Consider the following 15450-nt stretch of genomic DNA (forward strand, 5'->3'; position numbering starts at 1 on the left):
CCGTCCCATGCACAGCAGAGCGCTGATCGCGGCCGCTCTCGTCCTCGCCGGAGTGGCCGCCGGCCCCACTCCGGCCCGTGCCGCCGCCTCGTTACCCACGATGCGGAGCGGACACGGCATCACCGTGACCGCCGAGCACCGGGTGGACGCCCGGCGCATCGACCTGACGGTCACCAGCACCGCCGTCGCCGGATCGCACCAGGTCTACGTCCTGCTACCTGAGCACTATCGTCCGGCCGAACGCTACCCCGTGCTCTACCTGCTGCACGGCGCGCTCGACACGCCCGGCTCGTGGCTGACCGACGGCGACGCGGAGAACCTCACCGCCGGCCGGCCGCTGATCACCGTGATCCCGGACGGCGGGCTCAAGGGCTGGTACACCGACTGGGCGCACCCGCGCGGCGCCGCGCCGCAGCGGTGGGAGACCTTCCACGTCGACCAGCTCATCCCGTTCGTGGACGACAACCTCAACACGATCGCGAACCGGAGGGGCCGCGCGATCGCCGGGCTGTCGATGGGCGGGTTCGGCGCGATGCGCTACGCGGCCCGGCACCCAGGCCTGTTCGCGTACGCGGCGAGCTTCTCCGGAGCCCTGGACCTGCTCGACCCGGCCGTGCGGGCGACGATCGTGGCCGAGGAACTCGGCGTCGTGCCGAACTCCGGTCCACCGGCCGCAGCCGACGCGATCTTCGGGTCGCCGCTCATCGGCCTCGACGGCGGGTGGCGGGCCGCCAGCCCGGTACGGAACGTCGCGTCGCTGCGGGGCATGGGCCTGGCCATCTACACCGGCGGCGGTTCGATCACCGATCCCTTCAGCGGAATCGTGGAGAGCGACCTCCGCGGCACCGCCCGGGCGATGCACCGGTCGCTGAACGCCGCCGGCATTCCGCACTTCTTCGACGACTACGGCGACGGCCGCGGTTACGGGCCGGGACGCTGCGACGGTAACCACGACTTCGGCTGTTGGAAGAACGACCTGGTCAACGTGTTGCCGCGGCTCATGGCCGCCGTCTCTCACCCACGAGGAGCTCAGTGAACGACCCGACCACGCACCGTCTGTCCGGCCGCCGGATTCTGATCACCGGCGCGGCCCGGGGCATCGGTGCCGCGCTGGCCCGCCGCCTGCATGAGCGCGGCGCACGCCTCGCCCTGGCCGGGCTCGAACCGGACCTGCTGGCGAGCGTCGCCGCGGACTGCGGTGACGCTCCCTGGCGGCACTGCGACATCGCCGACCGTACGGGGGTCGACGCGGCGATCGATGACCTGGCCGCCGCGCTCGGCGGACTCGACGTCATCGTGGCGAACGCCGGCATCGCCGCCCAGTGGCCGCTCCTCGACGGCGACCCGGAGGTGCTGGAGACGACGCTGCGCGTCAACGTCCTCGGCACGTACCACACGCTGCGCGCCGCCGGCCGTCACATCGCCCATCCTGGCGGGTACGCCCTGCCGGTCGCCTCGCTCGCCGCGGCCGTGCACGCGCCGCTGCTCGGCGCGTACAGCGCGTCGAAGGCGGCGGTCGAGGCGCTCGGCGACACGCTGCGGATCGAGTTGCGGCACACCGGCGCGAAGGTCGGCGTCGCCTACTTCGCCGAGCTGGACACCGAGATGACGCGGCGCGGCTTCGACACTCAGGCCGCCGCGGTGATGGGCGGGCGCGAGGGCACCTTCACCGGGGTGACGCCCCTGCGGGCGGGCGTCGACGCGCTGGAGCGCGGGATCGCCCGCCGCGCCCGCCGCGTGTACGCCCCCCGCTGGGTCGGGCCGGTGCTGGTCGCGCCCCGCGTCGCCCAGCGTGTCGTCGAGAAGGCCGTACGCTCACGCCTGCCGACCGCCCTGGAGGTCGCGCGCGGCGAGCGCCCGCCGTTCACCACGGAACAGCCATGACCGAACCGGGGGAGGCGCCCGGCCCGGCCGCTCGTCGCGTCGGGCCGGGCCGGGCGAGCCCGCTGGCCCGCGCGGTCGCGTACGGTGCGGGCCGGCGGGTCGGCACCGGCCCGGTGCGGCTCTTCCTGGTGCTCGGCCGGCACCGCCGGCTGTTCGCCGGGTGGCTGCACTTCGCCGGGCGGCTGATGCCGGGCGGGCTGCTGCCGCGCCGGGAGACCGAGCTGGTCATCCTGCGCGTCGCCCACCTGTGCGGCTCGGCGTACGAGGTCGCGCACCACACGCGGCTGGGCCGGGCGGCCGGGCTGGGCGAGGCGGACCTGCGCCGGGTGGCCGAGGGTCCCGCCGCGGACGAGTGGACGGCCCGCGAGCGCGCCCTGCTGCGCGCGGTGGACGCGCTGCACGCCGAACGTGACCTGGACGACGCCGCCTGGGCGGAGCTGAGCGACCACCTGGACGAGCGGGAGCGGATCGAGCTGTGCCTGCTCGCCGGGCACTACGAGATGCTGGCCACGGTCATTCGGACGCTGCGGATCGAGCCGGATCCGCCCCGCCGCCGACCAGCCCGACCAGCAACTGAATCATCGGTTCGCGCAATGTGGGCAACTCGCCGTCGCGGCCGTGCACCAGCTCGGCGGCCACCAGCTGGCTGACCGCCCCGACCATCATCCGTGCGGCGAACCCCGGGTCCGGCAGCCGCTGCCAGGCGGGCTCGTCGGCGAAGTTCGTCATCAGGCTCTGGACGAAGCGGTCCTGGACGGCGAACCGCTTGCGCTGCGCCTCCGGGCCCGCGGCGTAGGACTCCAGGAAGAACACCCGGGCGAACGCCGGCTCGGCGGCGAGCGTGGTCAGGTAGATCTCCAGCGCGCGATCGAAGCGCGACCAAGGCCCTTCGTCCCGGGACAGCCCCTCCTCGAAGAACTGCTCCAGCACCTGCGCGCTGCGGTCCAGCACGGTCAAGAAACAGTCCTGCTTGCCGGAGAAGTGCTGGTAGAACGTCTCGCGCGAGACCCGGCCCCGCTTGAGCACGTCCGCCACCGACGTGTGGGCGTAGCCCTTCTCCGCGACGGACTCGGCCATGGCCTGCAGCATCCGACCGCGCTGCGAGGTGCGTACGGCGTCGCGGGACAGATGGTGCCGCCCTCGAGGCAACGTCGCGTACGGACCACGTTCGTCCACCCGGCCAGCCTAGAGCCTGACTAGAAGTCCTGTCTCATTTGTCAGACGTCGTCGTGGAGCGGGCCGAGGCCCTGAGTCTCAGGCTCGGCGAGCGGCTCGCTCGGCGCGGCGTTCGACGAAACGGTTCGCCGCCGTGTCGAGACCCTGGAGGAACTCCGCGAGCTCCTCCCGTGCCCTGTTCCCGTCGTCCCGCAGGCCGTCGAGTTCGAAGACGTCCCACTGGCGCAGGACGGGCGTCAGCACGTCGTCGAGGTGCACGCGCAGGTCGTAGATGCCGGCGTTCGCGATCGCGACGGACTTGCGCAGGAAGCCGTCGATGGTGTGGCCGGGCATCTGGAAGCCGATCACGACGTCGGTGATCGCACGCATCGTCTCATCGGGAGCGAGTTCGAGAGCCGCCGCGAGCGTGTTCCGGTAGAAGAGCATGTGGAGGTTCTCGTCGGCGGCCACCCGTGCCAGCATGCGCTCGCATGCCGGATCGCCGGAGAGGCTGCCGGTGTTGCGGTGGGACACCCGGGTCGCCAGTTCCTGGAAGGCGACGTAGGCGAGCCCGTGAAGCATCTTGGTGCCGTGGTCGGCCTGGTAACCGCCCTGCATGTGCGTCATGCGCGACCGCTCAAGGGCGATCGGGTCCACGACCCGGGTGACGGTGAGGTAGTCGCGGATGACGATGCCGTGACGGTTCTCCTCGGCGGTCCAGCGGTCGACCCACGTGCCCCAGGCGCCGTCGCGGCCGAAGATGGTGGAGATCTCGCGGTGATAGCCGGGCAGGTTGTCCTCGGTCAGCAGGTTGACCACCAGGGACTCGCGTACGGCCGGTGGCAACGTGGACTGCTCCGGGTCCCAGGCCTCACCCTCCATCGGGCCGTCGAAGTCGCGGCCCCGGCTCCAGGGGACGTACTGGTGGGGGAACCACTCCTTGGCCACGGACAGGTGACGGTCGAGTTCGGTCGCGACGACCGGCTCCAGCTCCATCAGCAGGTCTGTCGTGGACTTCGGCCTCGACGTGAGCGGCATACCGTTCTCCCTCGATGATCGTCATATACGCCCCACGTCACCGTGGCGGCTCGTGGTGCGCAGTGCCCGGCGACGCATGCGATCACGCTGCGTGACAGGAGCGTCGTACCCGCACTTCGCGCCGGGCAGCCGTCCTGGCGGATCAGAACTGGACGCCTCGGTTGCCCCGTGCCGCCGGGAGGAGGCGGGCGGCCACGACGAGGGCGAAGTTCACCAGCAATGTGTGCGGCTCGTTGCTGCCCTGCTCGGTGACCCGGATCCGGGCCACCATCTGTTCCTGCATCCAGGACACCACCTCATCCTCAGTGGGCGGTTCGTCCACGAGAAGCAGCTTCCAGTCGGTCGTGTGACCGGCAACGCGAAGGTGGAGTTCGCCCGTGGGACCACTGTCGCTCATCGCGGTCGTCCTTCCGCGGGGACACTCGCCAAGGCGCGCCGGCCTCGTCCGGCAGCCGTCGATCCCCCGCGCCATCGAGGCTCATGCGACGGCGGGGCCGCAGGCGTCCACCCGGCCGGGCATGGCCTGGGCGAGGGTGGGGTAGATCGGGAAGACCTGGTCAAGGCCGGTGATGCGCAGCAGTTTGCGCACGTTGGGACGGGGCGCCGCCAGGGCGACGGTGCATCCGTACGCGTCGGCCCGTCGTCGTACGGCGACGAGCATCCGCAGTCCCGAGGCGTCACAGAACGAGACACGGGACAGGTCGATGATCACCGGCATGGCCCTGTCCTCCAGGGCGGCGGCGACCCGGTCACGGAGAACGGCGGTGGTCGCCATGTCCAGCTCGCCGGAGATCGTCAGGACGGTATGGCCGCGTATCGAGCGGCCGAACAGGCTGGCCCGAGTGGTGTTGTCATGCATCAAATGTCTCCAGAATCGAAGGCCGGGCACCGGCCGGATGGACCGGCCGTGCTCCGGTGAAAGCCGTGTCGGGTGGGTCGTCCGCGTGGTCAGGACGCGGGCCGCGCCGCAGGTCGGGCCCGGCAGACAGGGACGACATCGGGCCGTGGAGCCGAAACGATCGGTGAGGCCGGTGGCCCCTCGACGATCGTCGCGTGAGTCTGCTGCGGCGTCATACTCGCCGACCCGTCTTGGCCTGCTGTGAAGAGGCCGAAGTAGTGAGGCGTCGGGGACGGCGCCGACTCTGTTGTGAGCGCACGAAAAACCCTCGACTGAGCTCAAGCTTACCTCACCGAGGCGGCCCCGTCCTCGCGAACCGGCCGCCAAGGCTCCGGTGACGGGCCCGTGACCGTACAGCTTCGGCCGGAACCCGGTCAGCCGGCGTCCGCTACGCGGCGCAGCGGAGCGCCGACCGCGTGCAGGTGACGGAGGACCTGGCCGTAGGAACCGAAGACGCCGGTCTCGTGGTACGCCAGGCCATGGTGTCCGCAGTGGGCGCGGACGAGGTCCTGGGCCCGGCGGAGGCTGGGCCTGGGCATGCTGGGGAACAGATGGTGTTCGATCTGGTAGTTCAGGCCGCCCAGCACGAAGTCGGCGAACCGGCCGCCGCGGATGTTGCGTGAGGTGAGGACCTGCCGGCGCAGGTAGTCCAGATTGTCGGTCTCGCGCACGGTCGGCATGCCCTTGTGGTTGGGCGCGAAACTACATCCCATGTAGAAACCGAACACGCACTGGTGGACGACGACGAAGACCAGCGCCTGCAACGGGGTGAGCACGACCAGGAGGGCGGTGAGGTACCCGACCAGGTGCACCCCCAGCAACAGCGCCTCCGCCGGCTTGGACCTGGCCCTGCCCATGTCGTCGCCGAACAGGGCCCGCACGCTCGCGACGTGGAGGTTGACTCCTTCGAGCAGGAGCATCGGGAAGAACAGGTACGCCTGGTGGCGCGCCAGCGCCCGGGTCGCCCACCCGCGCCGGGTCCGCGCCTGGTCCGTGGTGAAGGCGATCGCGGCGCTCAAGACGTCCGGGTCGCGGTCCTCGTGGTTGGGATTGGCGTGGTGACGGTTGTGCTTGGTCACCCACCAGCCGTAGCTCAAGCCGATCAGCAGGTTCCCGTGGACCAGCCCGAGCAGGTCGTTGACACGCCTGGAGCCGGCGATCTGCCGATGGCCGGCGTCGTGCCCGACGAACGCGATCTGGGTGAAGACGATCCCGAGGAACGCGGCGACGAACATCTGCCACCACGAGCGCCCGAGGAGCACGAAGGCCGTACCGGCGAGCCCGAAGACGCCCAGGTTGGCGACGATCTTCATCGTGTAGTAGCCGGGCCGGCGGTCCAGCATTCCGGCGTTCTTGACCTGCCGGGCCAGGACCGCGTAGTCGCTGCCACGGGCGGTGCTCTCCTCGCCGCCGGCAGCGACCGGTCGCAGGACGTGGGACGTCATCGACACTCCTTCGGGATGCAGGTGTGGACCGCAGCGCCCATCGCGCGCTGTTGCGACCATCCGCCGCCGAAGGCCGAGATCAACTCCGGGATAACGAACAATCCGGCGACCGGAGCCCGGCGCGCTCGCCCGGCCATCGACCACCGCCACCAGGGACAACGGGGCACCGCGCCCCCGTGTTCCCTACCCGGGATCCGGCCCGAAGGCCCGGAAGCCGACTGGCCAGGACGCCTACTCCCTGTGATAACCTGCCTGCTAGTTGCAGTTGTGGTTCCTTAGACTTCGGTGCGCCTGCAGGCTCTGACCTCAGGCGCATTTTCGTGTCTCCGCCACCTTTGCGGATCGGGGTCATCACAGCGACGGGAGCCCGTAAGGCGCGGGCTCCGTCATCACCCCAGAAAGAAGAGAACATGAGCACTGGCACCGTGAAGTGGTTCAACGCGACGAAGGGCTTCGGCTTCATCGAGCCCGACGAGGGCGGCGCCGACGTCTTCGCCCACCAGTCGAACATCATGACCCAGGGTTACCGCGAGCTCCACGAGGGCCAGAAGGTCAGCTTCGACATCACGCAGGGCCAGAAGGGCCCGCAGGCGGAGAACATCGTCCCCGCCTGATCTCCGGCCGTTTCAGACGACCGGGCGTGAGCGCCGTCCACCACGGACGGCGCTCAACTGGTTGTCAGGGCCTGTCTCAAAGCCCCGCCGTCCTACGGACGGGGACTTCGGAACCCGCCGTCGAGGATGTGCCCGGCGGCGTAGGCGTGCTCGCCCGCCTCCGGGTCGTCGAGCCGCCGGCTCGGCGTTCTGCTCGATCAAGGCGATCGTGTGGCCGTCCGGGGCCCCTCGTCACTTCGGCCAGGTGGCCGTCGCGAGGGAGAGCTTCGCCATGACGCGGCCGATGTGCCGGTCGACGCAGGTGCGCTCCATCTCCAGCTGCTGAGCGATGCGCGTGCGCGACCAGCCCGAGGCCAGGAGCAGGGCCACCAGGACCTCGTCCTCGGTGAGGTCGAGTGGTGGGGCCGACCGTACGGGTTCGCCCGCCGGGGACGGGTGGGGCGATGGTGACCATAACCAGGCCTCCGCGCTGGTCTCCTTGTTGGTCACCGTGATGCGCCGGTAGGCGGCCGGGTCGGTCAGCCCGGACCCGTGCCTGATCACCTCGTCGTAGAGGTAGCCGGACACCAGGAGCGCGAGTTCGCCGTCGCTCGCGCGAAGGGCGGCTTTGAGCGTGGCGGAGTCCAGGAACCGGAAGAGCTGGACGAGCGCGTGGCCGGAGACGCCGTGGTCGTCGAAGTACACGTAGCCGGCGTGCACGGCCATGCGCATCCGGATCTGCGCGGCCGGATTCGCGAGTCCGTTGTGCTGCCGAAGGCCGGCCCGGATGTGCGGCACGACCGAGTCGAGGATCGCGTCGACGCTGGTCGACGCCGGGGCGATGGCGAACATGCCGTCGCCGCGGTCCTCGCGGTAGACGGCGTCCCAGGACAGGCCGCCGCTGTCGCAGGCGTGCCGGACGACCTCGTACATCGCCGTCCGCAGATGCAGCTGGACCCGGTCCTCGCGGGTGCCGAAGGCGGAGATGTCGACGGCGAACATCGGATGGTGCAGCGCCGAGGGCGCGCTTCCGTCAGGCCGCGTGGAGCCGAAGCCGGTCGGGTTCATGCGTCCCCCGTTCGCGGGAGGCCGGCCGCACCGGGACGAGGTGGTCGTCGGCCCAGAAGTCGATCAGCTCGTAGGCGGGAAGGTCGTGCAGCAGAGGGGTGGCCGAGTCGAGGCGCCGGCCGGTGAGCGTCATCCATCGGGCCGTCAGTGCCACGGCGATGAGGCGCTCTTCGGCGCACTGCGGGCCGGGGGCCGGGAGTAAGGACGTCGTGGGGGAGGGCACGTCGCCGGTCTCCTTCGGCACGGCTGGGCTGAGTGATTCGATGCACGGTGTCCGGCTCTCTCGCGAGTGGAAGAGTGCGGGAGGATCTTCTGCGAAGACCATCTCGCGCCGTCGTCGGCGATGTGGGCCGACGGGGCACCTCGGAACACTTCGGCGCATCGGGGAGTGCGCGGCCTCAGCCCAGGACCGGCAGTCCTCCGGGCGGCGTCGAACTCGGGTCGTCGATCGGCGCCGGCGTCACCTCGGCGGGCGAGGATGACAGGGGGAGGCGTTCGGGGCTGAGCGTGGTGTGGCCTCGCTCCAGCTCCGATGCCCATGCGCGCCAGCGCTTCGCGGCGGTGTGGTCGCCGAACAGGTCGTAGATCTCCGCGAGCCGGTAGGCGGCGCTCAGATGGCCGTGCTTGGCCGCTCGCCGGTAGTAGACCGTCGCGGTGATCAGGTCGTGTCCGGTGGCGGAGAACTCGCCGAGCGCGAAGGCCTGCTCGATCGCCGCGGCCGGAGTGTCGAGCTCGATGATGCCGGTGGCCAGGGGATGACGCCCGTCGTACTCCGCCTGCATGAGCCAGGCCAGGCCTTCGTGGCGATGGCCGTCCAGGATCAGCAGCAGCCCGATCCGATAGGAGGCGTCCGGCTCCCGGCGGGTCTCGGCGGCGTCCAGGAGGTCCAGGCCGTGCGGCCCGTACGCGGTGGCGAGGCGCTCCTGGGTCAGGGTCATCGTGCCGGCCGCCGACGGCGAACGCGTCTCGAAGCCGATCCACTGGGCGCTGGTCGCGGTCCCGGGAGGCGGGGAGGAGCCTCCCGGCGGACCGGACCTCCTCCGGGCGTCGTCGGGCCGGGTGATGAGCCGATCCTGTGCGTGTCCTTCTCGCCCGGTTCCGGCGGGAGCGCCCGGCGGCGGTACGGCGCTGCCGTTCGGCGGCCGCGGGCTCCACCTCGGGGAGGCCTTCGGCGGCGGGTCCTCGGCGGCGTGCACGGCGTCATGACGCTTGCGCCAGAGAGCGACGGCCTCCTCGTCGCTCATCCCGTCGTGCAGGCCCGGCGAGCGCCGGGCGATCTCGCGGCACGTCTGTACGTAGACGATCAGCCAGGACCAGCGTGGGGGGTTCTTGCGTCGACCTGCCAGCGTGTCGGCGAGCGCGGTGAGGGACAGCTGCGCCGCGTCCTTGTACCCCTGCCTGCTGTAGGCGTCGGCCACTCGCGCCGAGTCGCGCACTACCGTTCGCATGCTTGGCTGCCCCGACGCTCGGCGCAATTCCTGCATGTCCTGAATGAGGTGGTCAAGCGTGTATTGGCCTGCGGGGGGATCGCTCATGCGTTAGATCTTCCGTCTCATTCTACTCAAGTCGGTTTCCCGTCTCGTAGGACAATCGTGCCACCAAGCTCGATGATACGTGCGCAAGCGAACGTTCCGAGGTGTTCTGGATTGTGCTGATCTAAGCGCGTTGTGCCAGGTGAAACCGGGTGTGAGGCGGGTCCGAGATAGAGTCGATCTAGAAGATTTTATACCGTTCGGTATCGCATTATTCGTGCACGCGGGGGCGTCGGATCGCGTGGGCGTCGCTCAGTCCTCCGCCCCCGGTTTGGGTGCGGTTTGCATGCATGTTAGGCATGCAAACCATGCATCTTTAGGTCAATTCAGGCGTCAACTGTGTCATATGACGCAATTCAACGGCCGGCGTCGTCCTGCCCGGCGGGGTTCACGCGACCGGGGGACCGGACGGCTCCACGTGGCCGGGCACGGCCTGGGTGAGCGTCGAGTGGATCGGGAAGGTCTGGTCGAAGCCGGTGATGCGCAGCAGCCTGCGCACGTTGGGGCGCGGTCCGGACAGGGCCATGGCGCGCCCGCGGTCGTGCGCCCGCCGCCGTACGGTGACGAGCATCCTCAGGCCCGAGGCGTCGCAGAACGAGACGTCGGACAGGTCGATGATCAGGGGCATGACCGTGTCGTCCAGGACAGAGGTGATCCGGTCCTGAAGAGCGGAAGTGCTGGCGATGTCCAGCTCGCCGGAGATGGCCAGGACGGTATGGCCGCGTATCGAGCGGCCGGACAGGCCCACTCGGATGGTGTCGTGGTGCATCGGTGGTCTCCGAATCGAATGCCGGGCTCGGCCGATCGGACCGGCCGGGCTCGGAGCGGAAGTCGTGTGAGGCGTCGCCGACGTGGTCGGGGCGCGGGCCGCGCCGCAGGACGGGCCCGGCGGACAAGGACGACATCGGAACATGGAGCCGAGGTGATCGGTGAGGTGCGCCGCCCTTGGGTGGTCATCGCGCTGATGTGCTGCGGCGTCGTGGCCGCCGCCCCGTCTTGGCCTGCTCTGATGAGGCCGAAGTCGTGAGATGCCGGAGTCGGCGCTGACTTGGTGATGAGCGCACGGAAAGTCCTCGACTGCCTTCGACCTTACCCCAACCGGGCCGTTCTGTCCTCAAGAACCGACCGCGCAGGGCTCTGACCAGGCTTGACGGAGCAGCCTTCCCGCCCCTGGGGCGCGCGGTGCGGTTCGCCGCGAACCTGGGCATCCGCCAGTACCTGGACATCGGCACCGGCATCCCGGCGGCCGACAACACGCACGAGGTCGCGCAGTCGGTGCCGCCGATTCCCCTGTCGTCCACGTGGACGACGACCCGATCGTGCTCGCCCACGCGCGGGCCCTGCTCCACGGCACTCCCGAGGGCCGCACCGCGTACCTGGACGCCGACTTCCGCGACCACGAGCGGATCCTGTCCGTGCCGGAGACGACCGGCCTCATCGACTTCGACCGGCCGGTGGCGCTGCTCACCGTCGCGCTGCTGCACTTCATCCCCGACGAGGACCGGCCGGGAGAGCTCCTCGAACGCTACAAGGCGGCCCTGGCGCCCGGCGGCGTGCTGATCCTGTCGCACGCCGCCGCCAGCCTGGTGGACGACCCGGAGGCGTCCCGTGCCGTGGTGGGCGGCTACACCGGCGCAGGGGTGAGCCTGACCGCCCGGTCCCGGGAGCGGATCGAGGAGTTCTTCTCCGGGTGGGACCTGGTCGAGCCGGGGATCGTCCCGGTCTCGGAGTGGCGTCCGGACGGCGACCTGAACGACGCCGCTCTGGCGCCCGCCCAGGCAGGCGCCTTCGCGGGTGTGGCGGTCAAGCGGGTCAGGTCGTGACGGTGCGGCGGACCGAGAAGCCGGGTTCGGCGTGCCGGAGGATCTCCTCGGCGTCGCCGGTCGGCGGGTAGATCCACTCCTCGTTCACCGCGCGTTTGCGGGCCTTGGCCGTCTCACCGGTCATCTGGACCCGGCGCTCCCACCCACGCGTGAAGACCGCGCCGGCAGAGCCGAGGTCGAGGCAGGTGACGTACGGGTCGGGGGCGAAGGGGACCGGTGACAGGCCGAGCAGGTCGGCGGCCACGTTGTGCCCGGCGAAGCGCCCGAGCGCGAGGGCGTGCTGACAGCTGGGCATCGTCCGGTGGCCGTCCTCGACCTCGGCGGCGGCGGTGTCGCCGGCCGCGTAGACGCCCGGCACGCCGGGCACCCGCAGGAAACGGTCGGTGAGCAGGCGGCCGAGATGGTCGCGCTCGGCCGGGACGTCTCCGGTGAGCCGGCTGGCGCGCACCCCGGCCGTCCACACGACCGTCCGGGCGGGGACGGTGACGCCGTCGCTCAGCTCGGCGCCCCGCTCGGTGACGGCGGACAGGGACGTGCCGAGCCGGCGTTCGACGCCCAGTTCGTCCAGGGCGGCGGTGACGGCGGGGCGTGGGCCGGGGCCGAGGTCGGGGCCCAGCGTGTCGGCGCGTTCCAGCAGGACGACGCGGACCTGGTCCTCGGCGCCGCAGGTCGCCGCCACCGCGCGCAGGCGGTCCACCAGCTCGGTCGCGATCTCCAGCCCGGTGAACCCGGCACCGACGACCACGGCGGTGAACCGGCCGTCGGCGGGCCCCGCGGGCAGGGCATGCAGGTGCGCCTCCAGCGCGGTGGCCGCCTCGATGGTGTCGACGTCGTGCAGGCGCTCGGCACCGGGCAGCCGCTCCGGCCGCACCAGGTGGCTGCCGGTCGCCAGCACCAGCCGCTCGTACGGCAGCGCGGAGACCTCGCCGTCGCGGTGCCGGACGGTCACCCGCCGCCGCCCGGTGTCGACGGCGGTGGCCGTGCCCGCGACGCGTTCCACCCCGATGGGCTTCAGGACATCGTCGAGCGGGACCCGCATCGTCGCCGGGTCGGCCTGGTAGAGGCGAGGACGGATCACCAGGTCGTCGCCGGGGGCGATGAGGGTGACCGTACGGTCCGCGCCCTGCCGCCGCAGCAGCCGGGACGCGGCGGCGGCGCTCCAGACGGCGGCGAACCCACCGCCCAGGACCACTATGTCCGACATGTGTGTTCCTCTCGGTCGTGGCTCCCCGGGCGGGGAGCGATCTGGCGGCGCACGCGGGCGAGCTTGCCGGGGTTGCGGACGATGTCGATCGCGGTGACGCGCCGGTTCGCCACGGTGATCGTCACCACGGAGTCCAACGTGCCGTCGAGCAGCCAGAGAAGACCCGGCTCACCGTTGACCGTCGCGGGGACCATCGTGCGGATGCCGCCGCGGCGTACGACGCCCGCCAGGTAGCGGGCGACCCGGTCCGCGCCGTGAACGGGATTGCGCGCGGCACGGACGACTCCGCCGCCGTCGCTGCGCAGGACGACGTCGCCGTCCAGCACGTCCAGCAGGGCACGGACGTTCCCGCTCCCGCAGGCGTCGGCGAACGCGGCGGCCACCCGCCGTCGCTCGGCCGGCGACACCGCGAACCGCGGCGCGCCCGCCTCGACCCGCCGCCGGGCCCGCGCCGCGAGCTGCCGGCAGGCCGCCGGACCGCGGCCCACGACCCGCCCGACTTCGGCGAACGGCATCCCGAACACCTCGTGCAACACGAACGCGGTCCGTTCGGCCGGGCTGAGCGACTCCAGCACCACCATCAGGGCCGTGCTGAGCGCCTCGTCCAACGTGACGCGATCGGCCGGGTCGGCGGCGCCTATCAGGGCCTCGCCGGCGCCGACCAGGGGCTCAGGCAGCCAGGGCCCGACGTACTCCTCCCGGCGGTGGCGCGCCGAACGCAGCGCGTCGCGTGCGATCCGCGCCACCGTGACGATCAGCCAGCCGGTCAGGTCGTCGATCCGGCTCCGGTCGACCCGGCACAGCCGCAACCAGCTCTCCTGTACGGCGTCCTCGGCCTCGTCCACGCTGCCCAGCAGCCCGTACGCCACCGCGACCAACCGCCCGCGCAGAGCCTCGAACTCCCGCGCCGCATCGTCATCGTCCTGCACGAAAAGGGGACGATATGGGACCCGCGGATGTGACAACGGTCCCGGGCCGCCCTAACCCGGTCCCGTGATCGCGGCAGGCGATCAGGGTCCGGCCGTCGGGGAGCCGTCCGGCCGGCTCGAACCCCCCGGTGCCGGATCGCTTGTGACAGATCACGCAGGCTCTGCCCGCCCGCTGGGCCGCGGTGAGGTCGGCGGGGCGCAGCGGCCGTTCGGCGGCGATCGCGGACCGCGACCCACCGCATCGGTCGAGGAACGCGATCAACTTACGGAATGGCATCCCGGCAAACGTAGAGCTCTATTTCGACATTACAGTCGAGCAATGATTTTTCATCAGAATTTCATCGGCGATATTCCGATGTCGAAACCAAATGACGCGGTTTCGGGGTCGGGTCCGCCAAAAATCCCGGAACCGATGTGTGATCGGTCGGTCGCGGACAGTATGGGGCCATGGCCTTCTCTCTGATGCCCGGGTACGACCGCATCAACGTGGTCGCCGATCTCGAGCTGGTCGCGGCGATGCGCGACAAGGATCTCGGCGATCGGATGCGGACGTACCCCCGGTTCATCACCGGAGGCGGGCCCGACTTCGGGTTCGCGATCCAGACCGGCACCACCTGGCGCATCGGCAGCGCCGGCGGGGACGATCCGTACGGGGCCCGGATCGGCTTGGCCAGTCACCTGCGCGTCGAGTCGAGGGAGCGCGAGACCGACCCGGACGTGCGGCGCGCGATGCTGGCGGCGGCCGACAAGCTCGACCCCGAGTCCGGTGAGCAGCTCGCCAAGGACGAGTGGGAGATCGGGCCGCGTCGCTACCGGCTCATCCGGGTCGAGAAGTTCATCCTCCTCGGCGACCGGGTGATGGAGCCGCCCAGGCCCACCGACGTCGACCCGCCCGACACCGACGCCGCCCTCCTGCAGGACCATCTCATCGACCCGCTGGCGCCGGCCGGGGTGTGGGAGGCGCGCATGAGGTTGAACCTCGTCGACTGGGTTCCCCCGTTGCCCGAGCCCGTGCCGGAGGCGGTGATGATGGAGGCGCGGCACGCGATCCGCACCCATCCAGGAGTGGTCCTGCTCCCGCCCGAGTTCAACGTCGTGGAGTTCGAGGGCGACTCCCTCCGCAACATCACCGGCGCGGACGGCCCCGCCCGGGCGCGCACCAACCTGGCCTTCCACTTCGTCGAGGCGCTGCCCCGGATCCGTGAGTGGGAGGGCGATCCGGCCACACCCGCCGAGCTCGCCGAGTGGAAGAAGGCCGCCGAGCAGGTCGAAGCCTCACCCGGACCCGTCTTCGAAGTGCTGGGGCGGCGTTACTGCATCGTCCGCGTCTCGCGCATGATGCGGCTCGGCCGGGACGGCCCCGAGAGCCCGCGCCCGTCCGACCAGGAACGCTACGGCTGGCCCAGGAACCCCCAGCCCCAGTCCTGACCCGTCGGGGCACCGGACGGACGCGGTCCGTCCGGTGCCCGCCCGTACTACTCCTCGTATCGCCGGCGGGCCTCCGGGGTGACGGGCGTGAAGAAGTTGACCAGGTTGCCGTCCGGGTCCCTGAACAGCAGTGATCGGTTTCCCCAGGGCTGCGTCGTGGGTTCGTTCACGAACGCGACGTCGAACCGCCTCAGGTTCTCGTACTCGCGGTCGACGTCCTCGACGCGGAACTCGATGATGACGCTCTGGTTGGCCGCCGGGCGGGGCGCGTCCGCGCCGAGCCCCCGCACCGTACGGGCGCTCGCGAGGGCGATGGTCCCGGTCGGGGTGACGATCTCGGCGAAGTCGTCCGTATACCGTTTCGCCGCCTGGCCGGTGGCCTTCTCGTAGAACTCGGCGATGCGGTGGACGTCGTCGGTGACGATGCGGATCGAGGCGAAGTGCATGATGGCG

At 71.0% G+C, this 15450-nt stretch carries 16 protein-coding genes and 2 pseudogenes; 6 read left to right on the top strand and 12 right to left on the bottom strand.

What is annotated here, in order from left to right; translation table 11 throughout:
• Nucleotides 1-7: 7 nt before the first annotated feature.
• The 3 genes from QSK37_RS39100 to QSK37_RS39110 are packed head-to-tail and all read left to right on the top strand — an operon-like array spanning nt 8 to nt 2534.
• Nucleotides 8-1036 (top strand): alpha/beta hydrolase, encoded by a 1029-nt coding sequence (locus QSK37_RS39100; RefSeq protein ID WP_285631312.1) that lies wholly within the window; start codon nt 8-10, stop codon nt 1034-1036.
• Nucleotides 1033-1884, top strand: coding sequence for an SDR family NAD(P)-dependent oxidoreductase (locus QSK37_RS39105; RefSeq protein ID WP_285578026.1), 852 nt, complete (start codon nt 1033-1035; stop codon nt 1882-1884). The genes QSK37_RS39100 and QSK37_RS39105 overlap by 4 nt, the downstream gene beginning before the upstream one ends.
• On the top strand, nt 1881-2534 hold the full coding sequence (locus QSK37_RS39110; RefSeq protein ID WP_285631315.1) for a carboxymuconolactone decarboxylase family protein: 654 nt from the start codon (nt 1881-1883) through the stop codon (nt 2532-2534). The genes QSK37_RS39105 and QSK37_RS39110 overlap by 4 nt, the downstream gene beginning before the upstream one ends.
• Before the next feature lie 316 nt (nt 2535-2850).
• On the opposite strand, the pseudogene QSK37_RS39115 reads toward QSK37_RS39110, so the two are convergent.
• The 5 genes and pseudogenes from QSK37_RS39115 to QSK37_RS39135 all read right to left on the bottom strand — a co-directional run.
• Nucleotides 2851-2973 (bottom strand): annotated as a pseudogene (locus QSK37_RS39115) (TetR/AcrR family transcriptional regulator); the annotation flags it as partial.
• A gap of 165 nt (nt 2974-3138) precedes the next feature.
• Nucleotides 3139-4077 carry an acyl-ACP desaturase gene (locus QSK37_RS39120; protein ID WP_285631318.1) on the bottom strand — a complete coding sequence of 313 codons (939 nt, stop codon included), beginning with the start codon at nt 4075-4077 and terminating at the stop codon, nt 3139-3141.
• Nucleotides 4078-4219: 142 nt separating this feature from the next.
• Nucleotides 4220-4474 carry a hypothetical protein gene (locus tag QSK37_RS39125; protein WP_285578030.1) on the bottom strand — a complete coding sequence of 85 codons (255 nt, stop codon included), beginning with the start codon at nt 4472-4474 and terminating at the stop codon, nt 4220-4222.
• 81 nt (nt 4475-4555) lie between these two features.
• Nucleotides 4556-4936 (bottom strand): STAS domain-containing protein, encoded by a 381-nt coding sequence (locus tag QSK37_RS39130; RefSeq protein ID WP_285578032.1) that lies wholly within the window; start codon nt 4934-4936, stop codon nt 4556-4558.
• Between the two features lie 413 nt (nt 4937-5349).
• The gene (locus tag QSK37_RS39135; RefSeq protein WP_285578033.1) at nt 5350-6420 is read right to left on the bottom strand and encodes a fatty acid desaturase family protein; all 1071 of its coding nucleotides are present in this window, start codon (nt 6418-6420) and stop codon (nt 5350-5352) included.
• A gap of 410 nt (nt 6421-6830) precedes the next feature.
• Here QSK37_RS39135 and QSK37_RS39140 point away from each other — a divergent pair, with 410 nt between their 5' ends.
• The gene (locus QSK37_RS39140) at nt 6831-7034 is read left to right on the top strand and encodes a cold-shock protein (protein WP_285578034.1); all 204 of its coding nucleotides are present in this window, start codon (nt 6831-6833) and stop codon (nt 7032-7034) included.
• Nucleotides 7035-7265: 231 nt separating this feature from the next.
• On the opposite strand, the gene QSK37_RS39145 is transcribed toward QSK37_RS39140, so the two are convergent.
• From QSK37_RS39145 to QSK37_RS39160, 4 genes are all read right to left on the bottom strand, one after another.
• Entirely contained in the window at nt 7266-8081 is an 816-nt protein-coding gene (locus tag QSK37_RS39145; RefSeq protein WP_285631321.1) for a helix-turn-helix transcriptional regulator, read from the bottom strand.
• Nucleotides 8047-8325, bottom strand: a complete 279-nt coding sequence (locus QSK37_RS39150; protein WP_285631324.1) for a hypothetical protein — start codon at nt 8323-8325, stop codon at nt 8047-8049. The genes QSK37_RS39145 and QSK37_RS39150 overlap by 35 nt, the downstream gene beginning before the upstream one ends.
• A gap of 154 nt (nt 8326-8479) precedes the next feature.
• On the bottom strand, nt 8480-9529 hold the full coding sequence (locus QSK37_RS39155) for a hypothetical protein (RefSeq protein WP_285631327.1): 1050 nt from the start codon (nt 9527-9529) through the stop codon (nt 8480-8482).
• Between the two features lie 472 nt (nt 9530-10001).
• The gene (locus tag QSK37_RS39160) at nt 10002-10382 is read right to left on the bottom strand and encodes an STAS domain-containing protein (RefSeq protein ID WP_285631330.1); all 381 of its coding nucleotides are present in this window, start codon (nt 10380-10382) and stop codon (nt 10002-10004) included.
• Nucleotides 10383-10795: 413 nt separating this feature from the next.
• Here QSK37_RS39160 and QSK37_RS39165 point away from each other — a divergent pair.
• A pseudogene (locus QSK37_RS39165) lies at nt 10796-11436 on the top strand (SAM-dependent methyltransferase).
• Here the strand turns inward: QSK37_RS39165 and QSK37_RS39170 are convergent.
• Together QSK37_RS39170 and sigJ are read right to left on the bottom strand one after the other, a co-directional pair.
• Nucleotides 11426-12640 (bottom strand): NAD(P)/FAD-dependent oxidoreductase, encoded by a 1215-nt coding sequence (locus QSK37_RS39170; protein WP_285631333.1) that lies wholly within the window; start codon nt 12638-12640, stop codon nt 11426-11428. The pseudogene QSK37_RS39165 and the gene QSK37_RS39170 overlap by 11 nt on opposite strands.
• Complete coding sequence (gene sigJ, locus QSK37_RS39175) at nt 12628-13569, bottom strand: RNA polymerase sigma factor SigJ (protein WP_285631336.1); 942 nt, start codon at nt 13567-13569, stop codon at nt 12628-12630. Before sigJ ends, QSK37_RS39170 begins: the two co-directional genes overlap by 13 nt.
• 447 nt (nt 13570-14016) lie before the next feature.
• On the opposite strand from sigJ, the gene QSK37_RS39180 reads away from it, so the two are divergent.
• On the top strand, nt 14017-14997 hold the full coding sequence (locus tag QSK37_RS39180) for a DUF5954 family protein (RefSeq protein WP_285631339.1): 981 nt from the start codon (nt 14017-14019) through the stop codon (nt 14995-14997).
• 47 nt (nt 14998-15044) lie between these two features.
• Here the strand turns inward: QSK37_RS39180 and QSK37_RS39185 are convergent, their stop codons facing one another.
• On the bottom strand, nt 15045-15443 hold the full coding sequence (locus QSK37_RS39185) for a VOC family protein (protein ID WP_285578052.1): 399 nt from the start codon (nt 15441-15443) through the stop codon (nt 15045-15047).
• Nucleotides 15444-15450 lie beyond the last annotated feature (7 nt).

Origin of the sequence: Actinoallomurus iriomotensis, assembly GCF_030269445.1 — a bacterium.
In the GTDB taxonomy this organism is placed as follows: Bacteria; Actinomycetota; Actinomycetes; order Streptosporangiales; family Streptosporangiaceae; genus Actinoallomurus; species Actinoallomurus iriomotensis.

Excerpts from the sequence above, each read along its gene's own strand:
- QSK37_RS39160 (WP_285631330.1), bottom strand. The coding sequence starts at position 10,382 with ATGCACCACGACACCATCCGAGTGGGCCTGTCCGGCCGCTCGATACGC.
- QSK37_RS39135 (WP_285578033.1), bottom strand. The coding sequence starts at position 6,420 with ATGACGTCCCACGTCCTGCGACCGGTCGCTGCCGGCGGCGAGGAGAGC.
- QSK37_RS39125 (WP_285578030.1), bottom strand. The coding sequence starts at position 4,474 with ATGAGCGACAGTGGTCCCACGGGCGAACTCCACCTTCGCGTTGCCGGT.
- QSK37_RS39130 (WP_285578032.1), bottom strand. The coding sequence starts at position 4,936 with ATGCATGACAACACCACTCGGGCCAGCCTGTTCGGCCGCTCGATACGC.
- QSK37_RS39185 (WP_285578052.1), bottom strand. The coding sequence starts at position 15,443 with ATGCACTTCGCCTCGATCCGCATCGTCACCGACGACGTCCACCGCATC.
- QSK37_RS39180 (WP_285631339.1), top strand. The coding sequence starts at position 14,017 with ATGGCCTTCTCTCTGATGCCCGGGTACGACCGCATCAACGTGGTCGCC.
- QSK37_RS39155 (WP_285631327.1), bottom strand. The coding sequence starts at position 9,529 with ATGCGAACGGTAGTGCGCGACTCGGCGCGAGTGGCCGACGCCTACAGC.
- QSK37_RS39170 (WP_285631333.1), bottom strand. The coding sequence starts at position 12,640 with ATGTCGGACATAGTGGTCCTGGGCGGTGGGTTCGCCGCCGTCTGGAGC.
- QSK37_RS39100 (WP_285631312.1), top strand. The coding sequence starts at position 8 with ATGCACAGCAGAGCGCTGATCGCGGCCGCTCTCGTCCTCGCCGGAGTG.
- QSK37_RS39110 (WP_285631315.1), top strand. The coding sequence starts at position 1,881 with ATGACCGAACCGGGGGAGGCGCCCGGCCCGGCCGCTCGTCGCGTCGGG.
- QSK37_RS39145 (WP_285631321.1), bottom strand. The coding sequence starts at position 8,081 with ATGAACCCGACCGGCTTCGGCTCCACGCGGCCTGACGGAAGCGCGCCC.
- QSK37_RS39120 (WP_285631318.1), bottom strand. The coding sequence starts at position 4,077 with ATGCCGCTCACGTCGAGGCCGAAGTCCACGACAGACCTGCTGATGGAG.
- QSK37_RS39140 (WP_285578034.1), top strand. The coding sequence starts at position 6,831 with ATGAGCACTGGCACCGTGAAGTGGTTCAACGCGACGAAGGGCTTCGGC.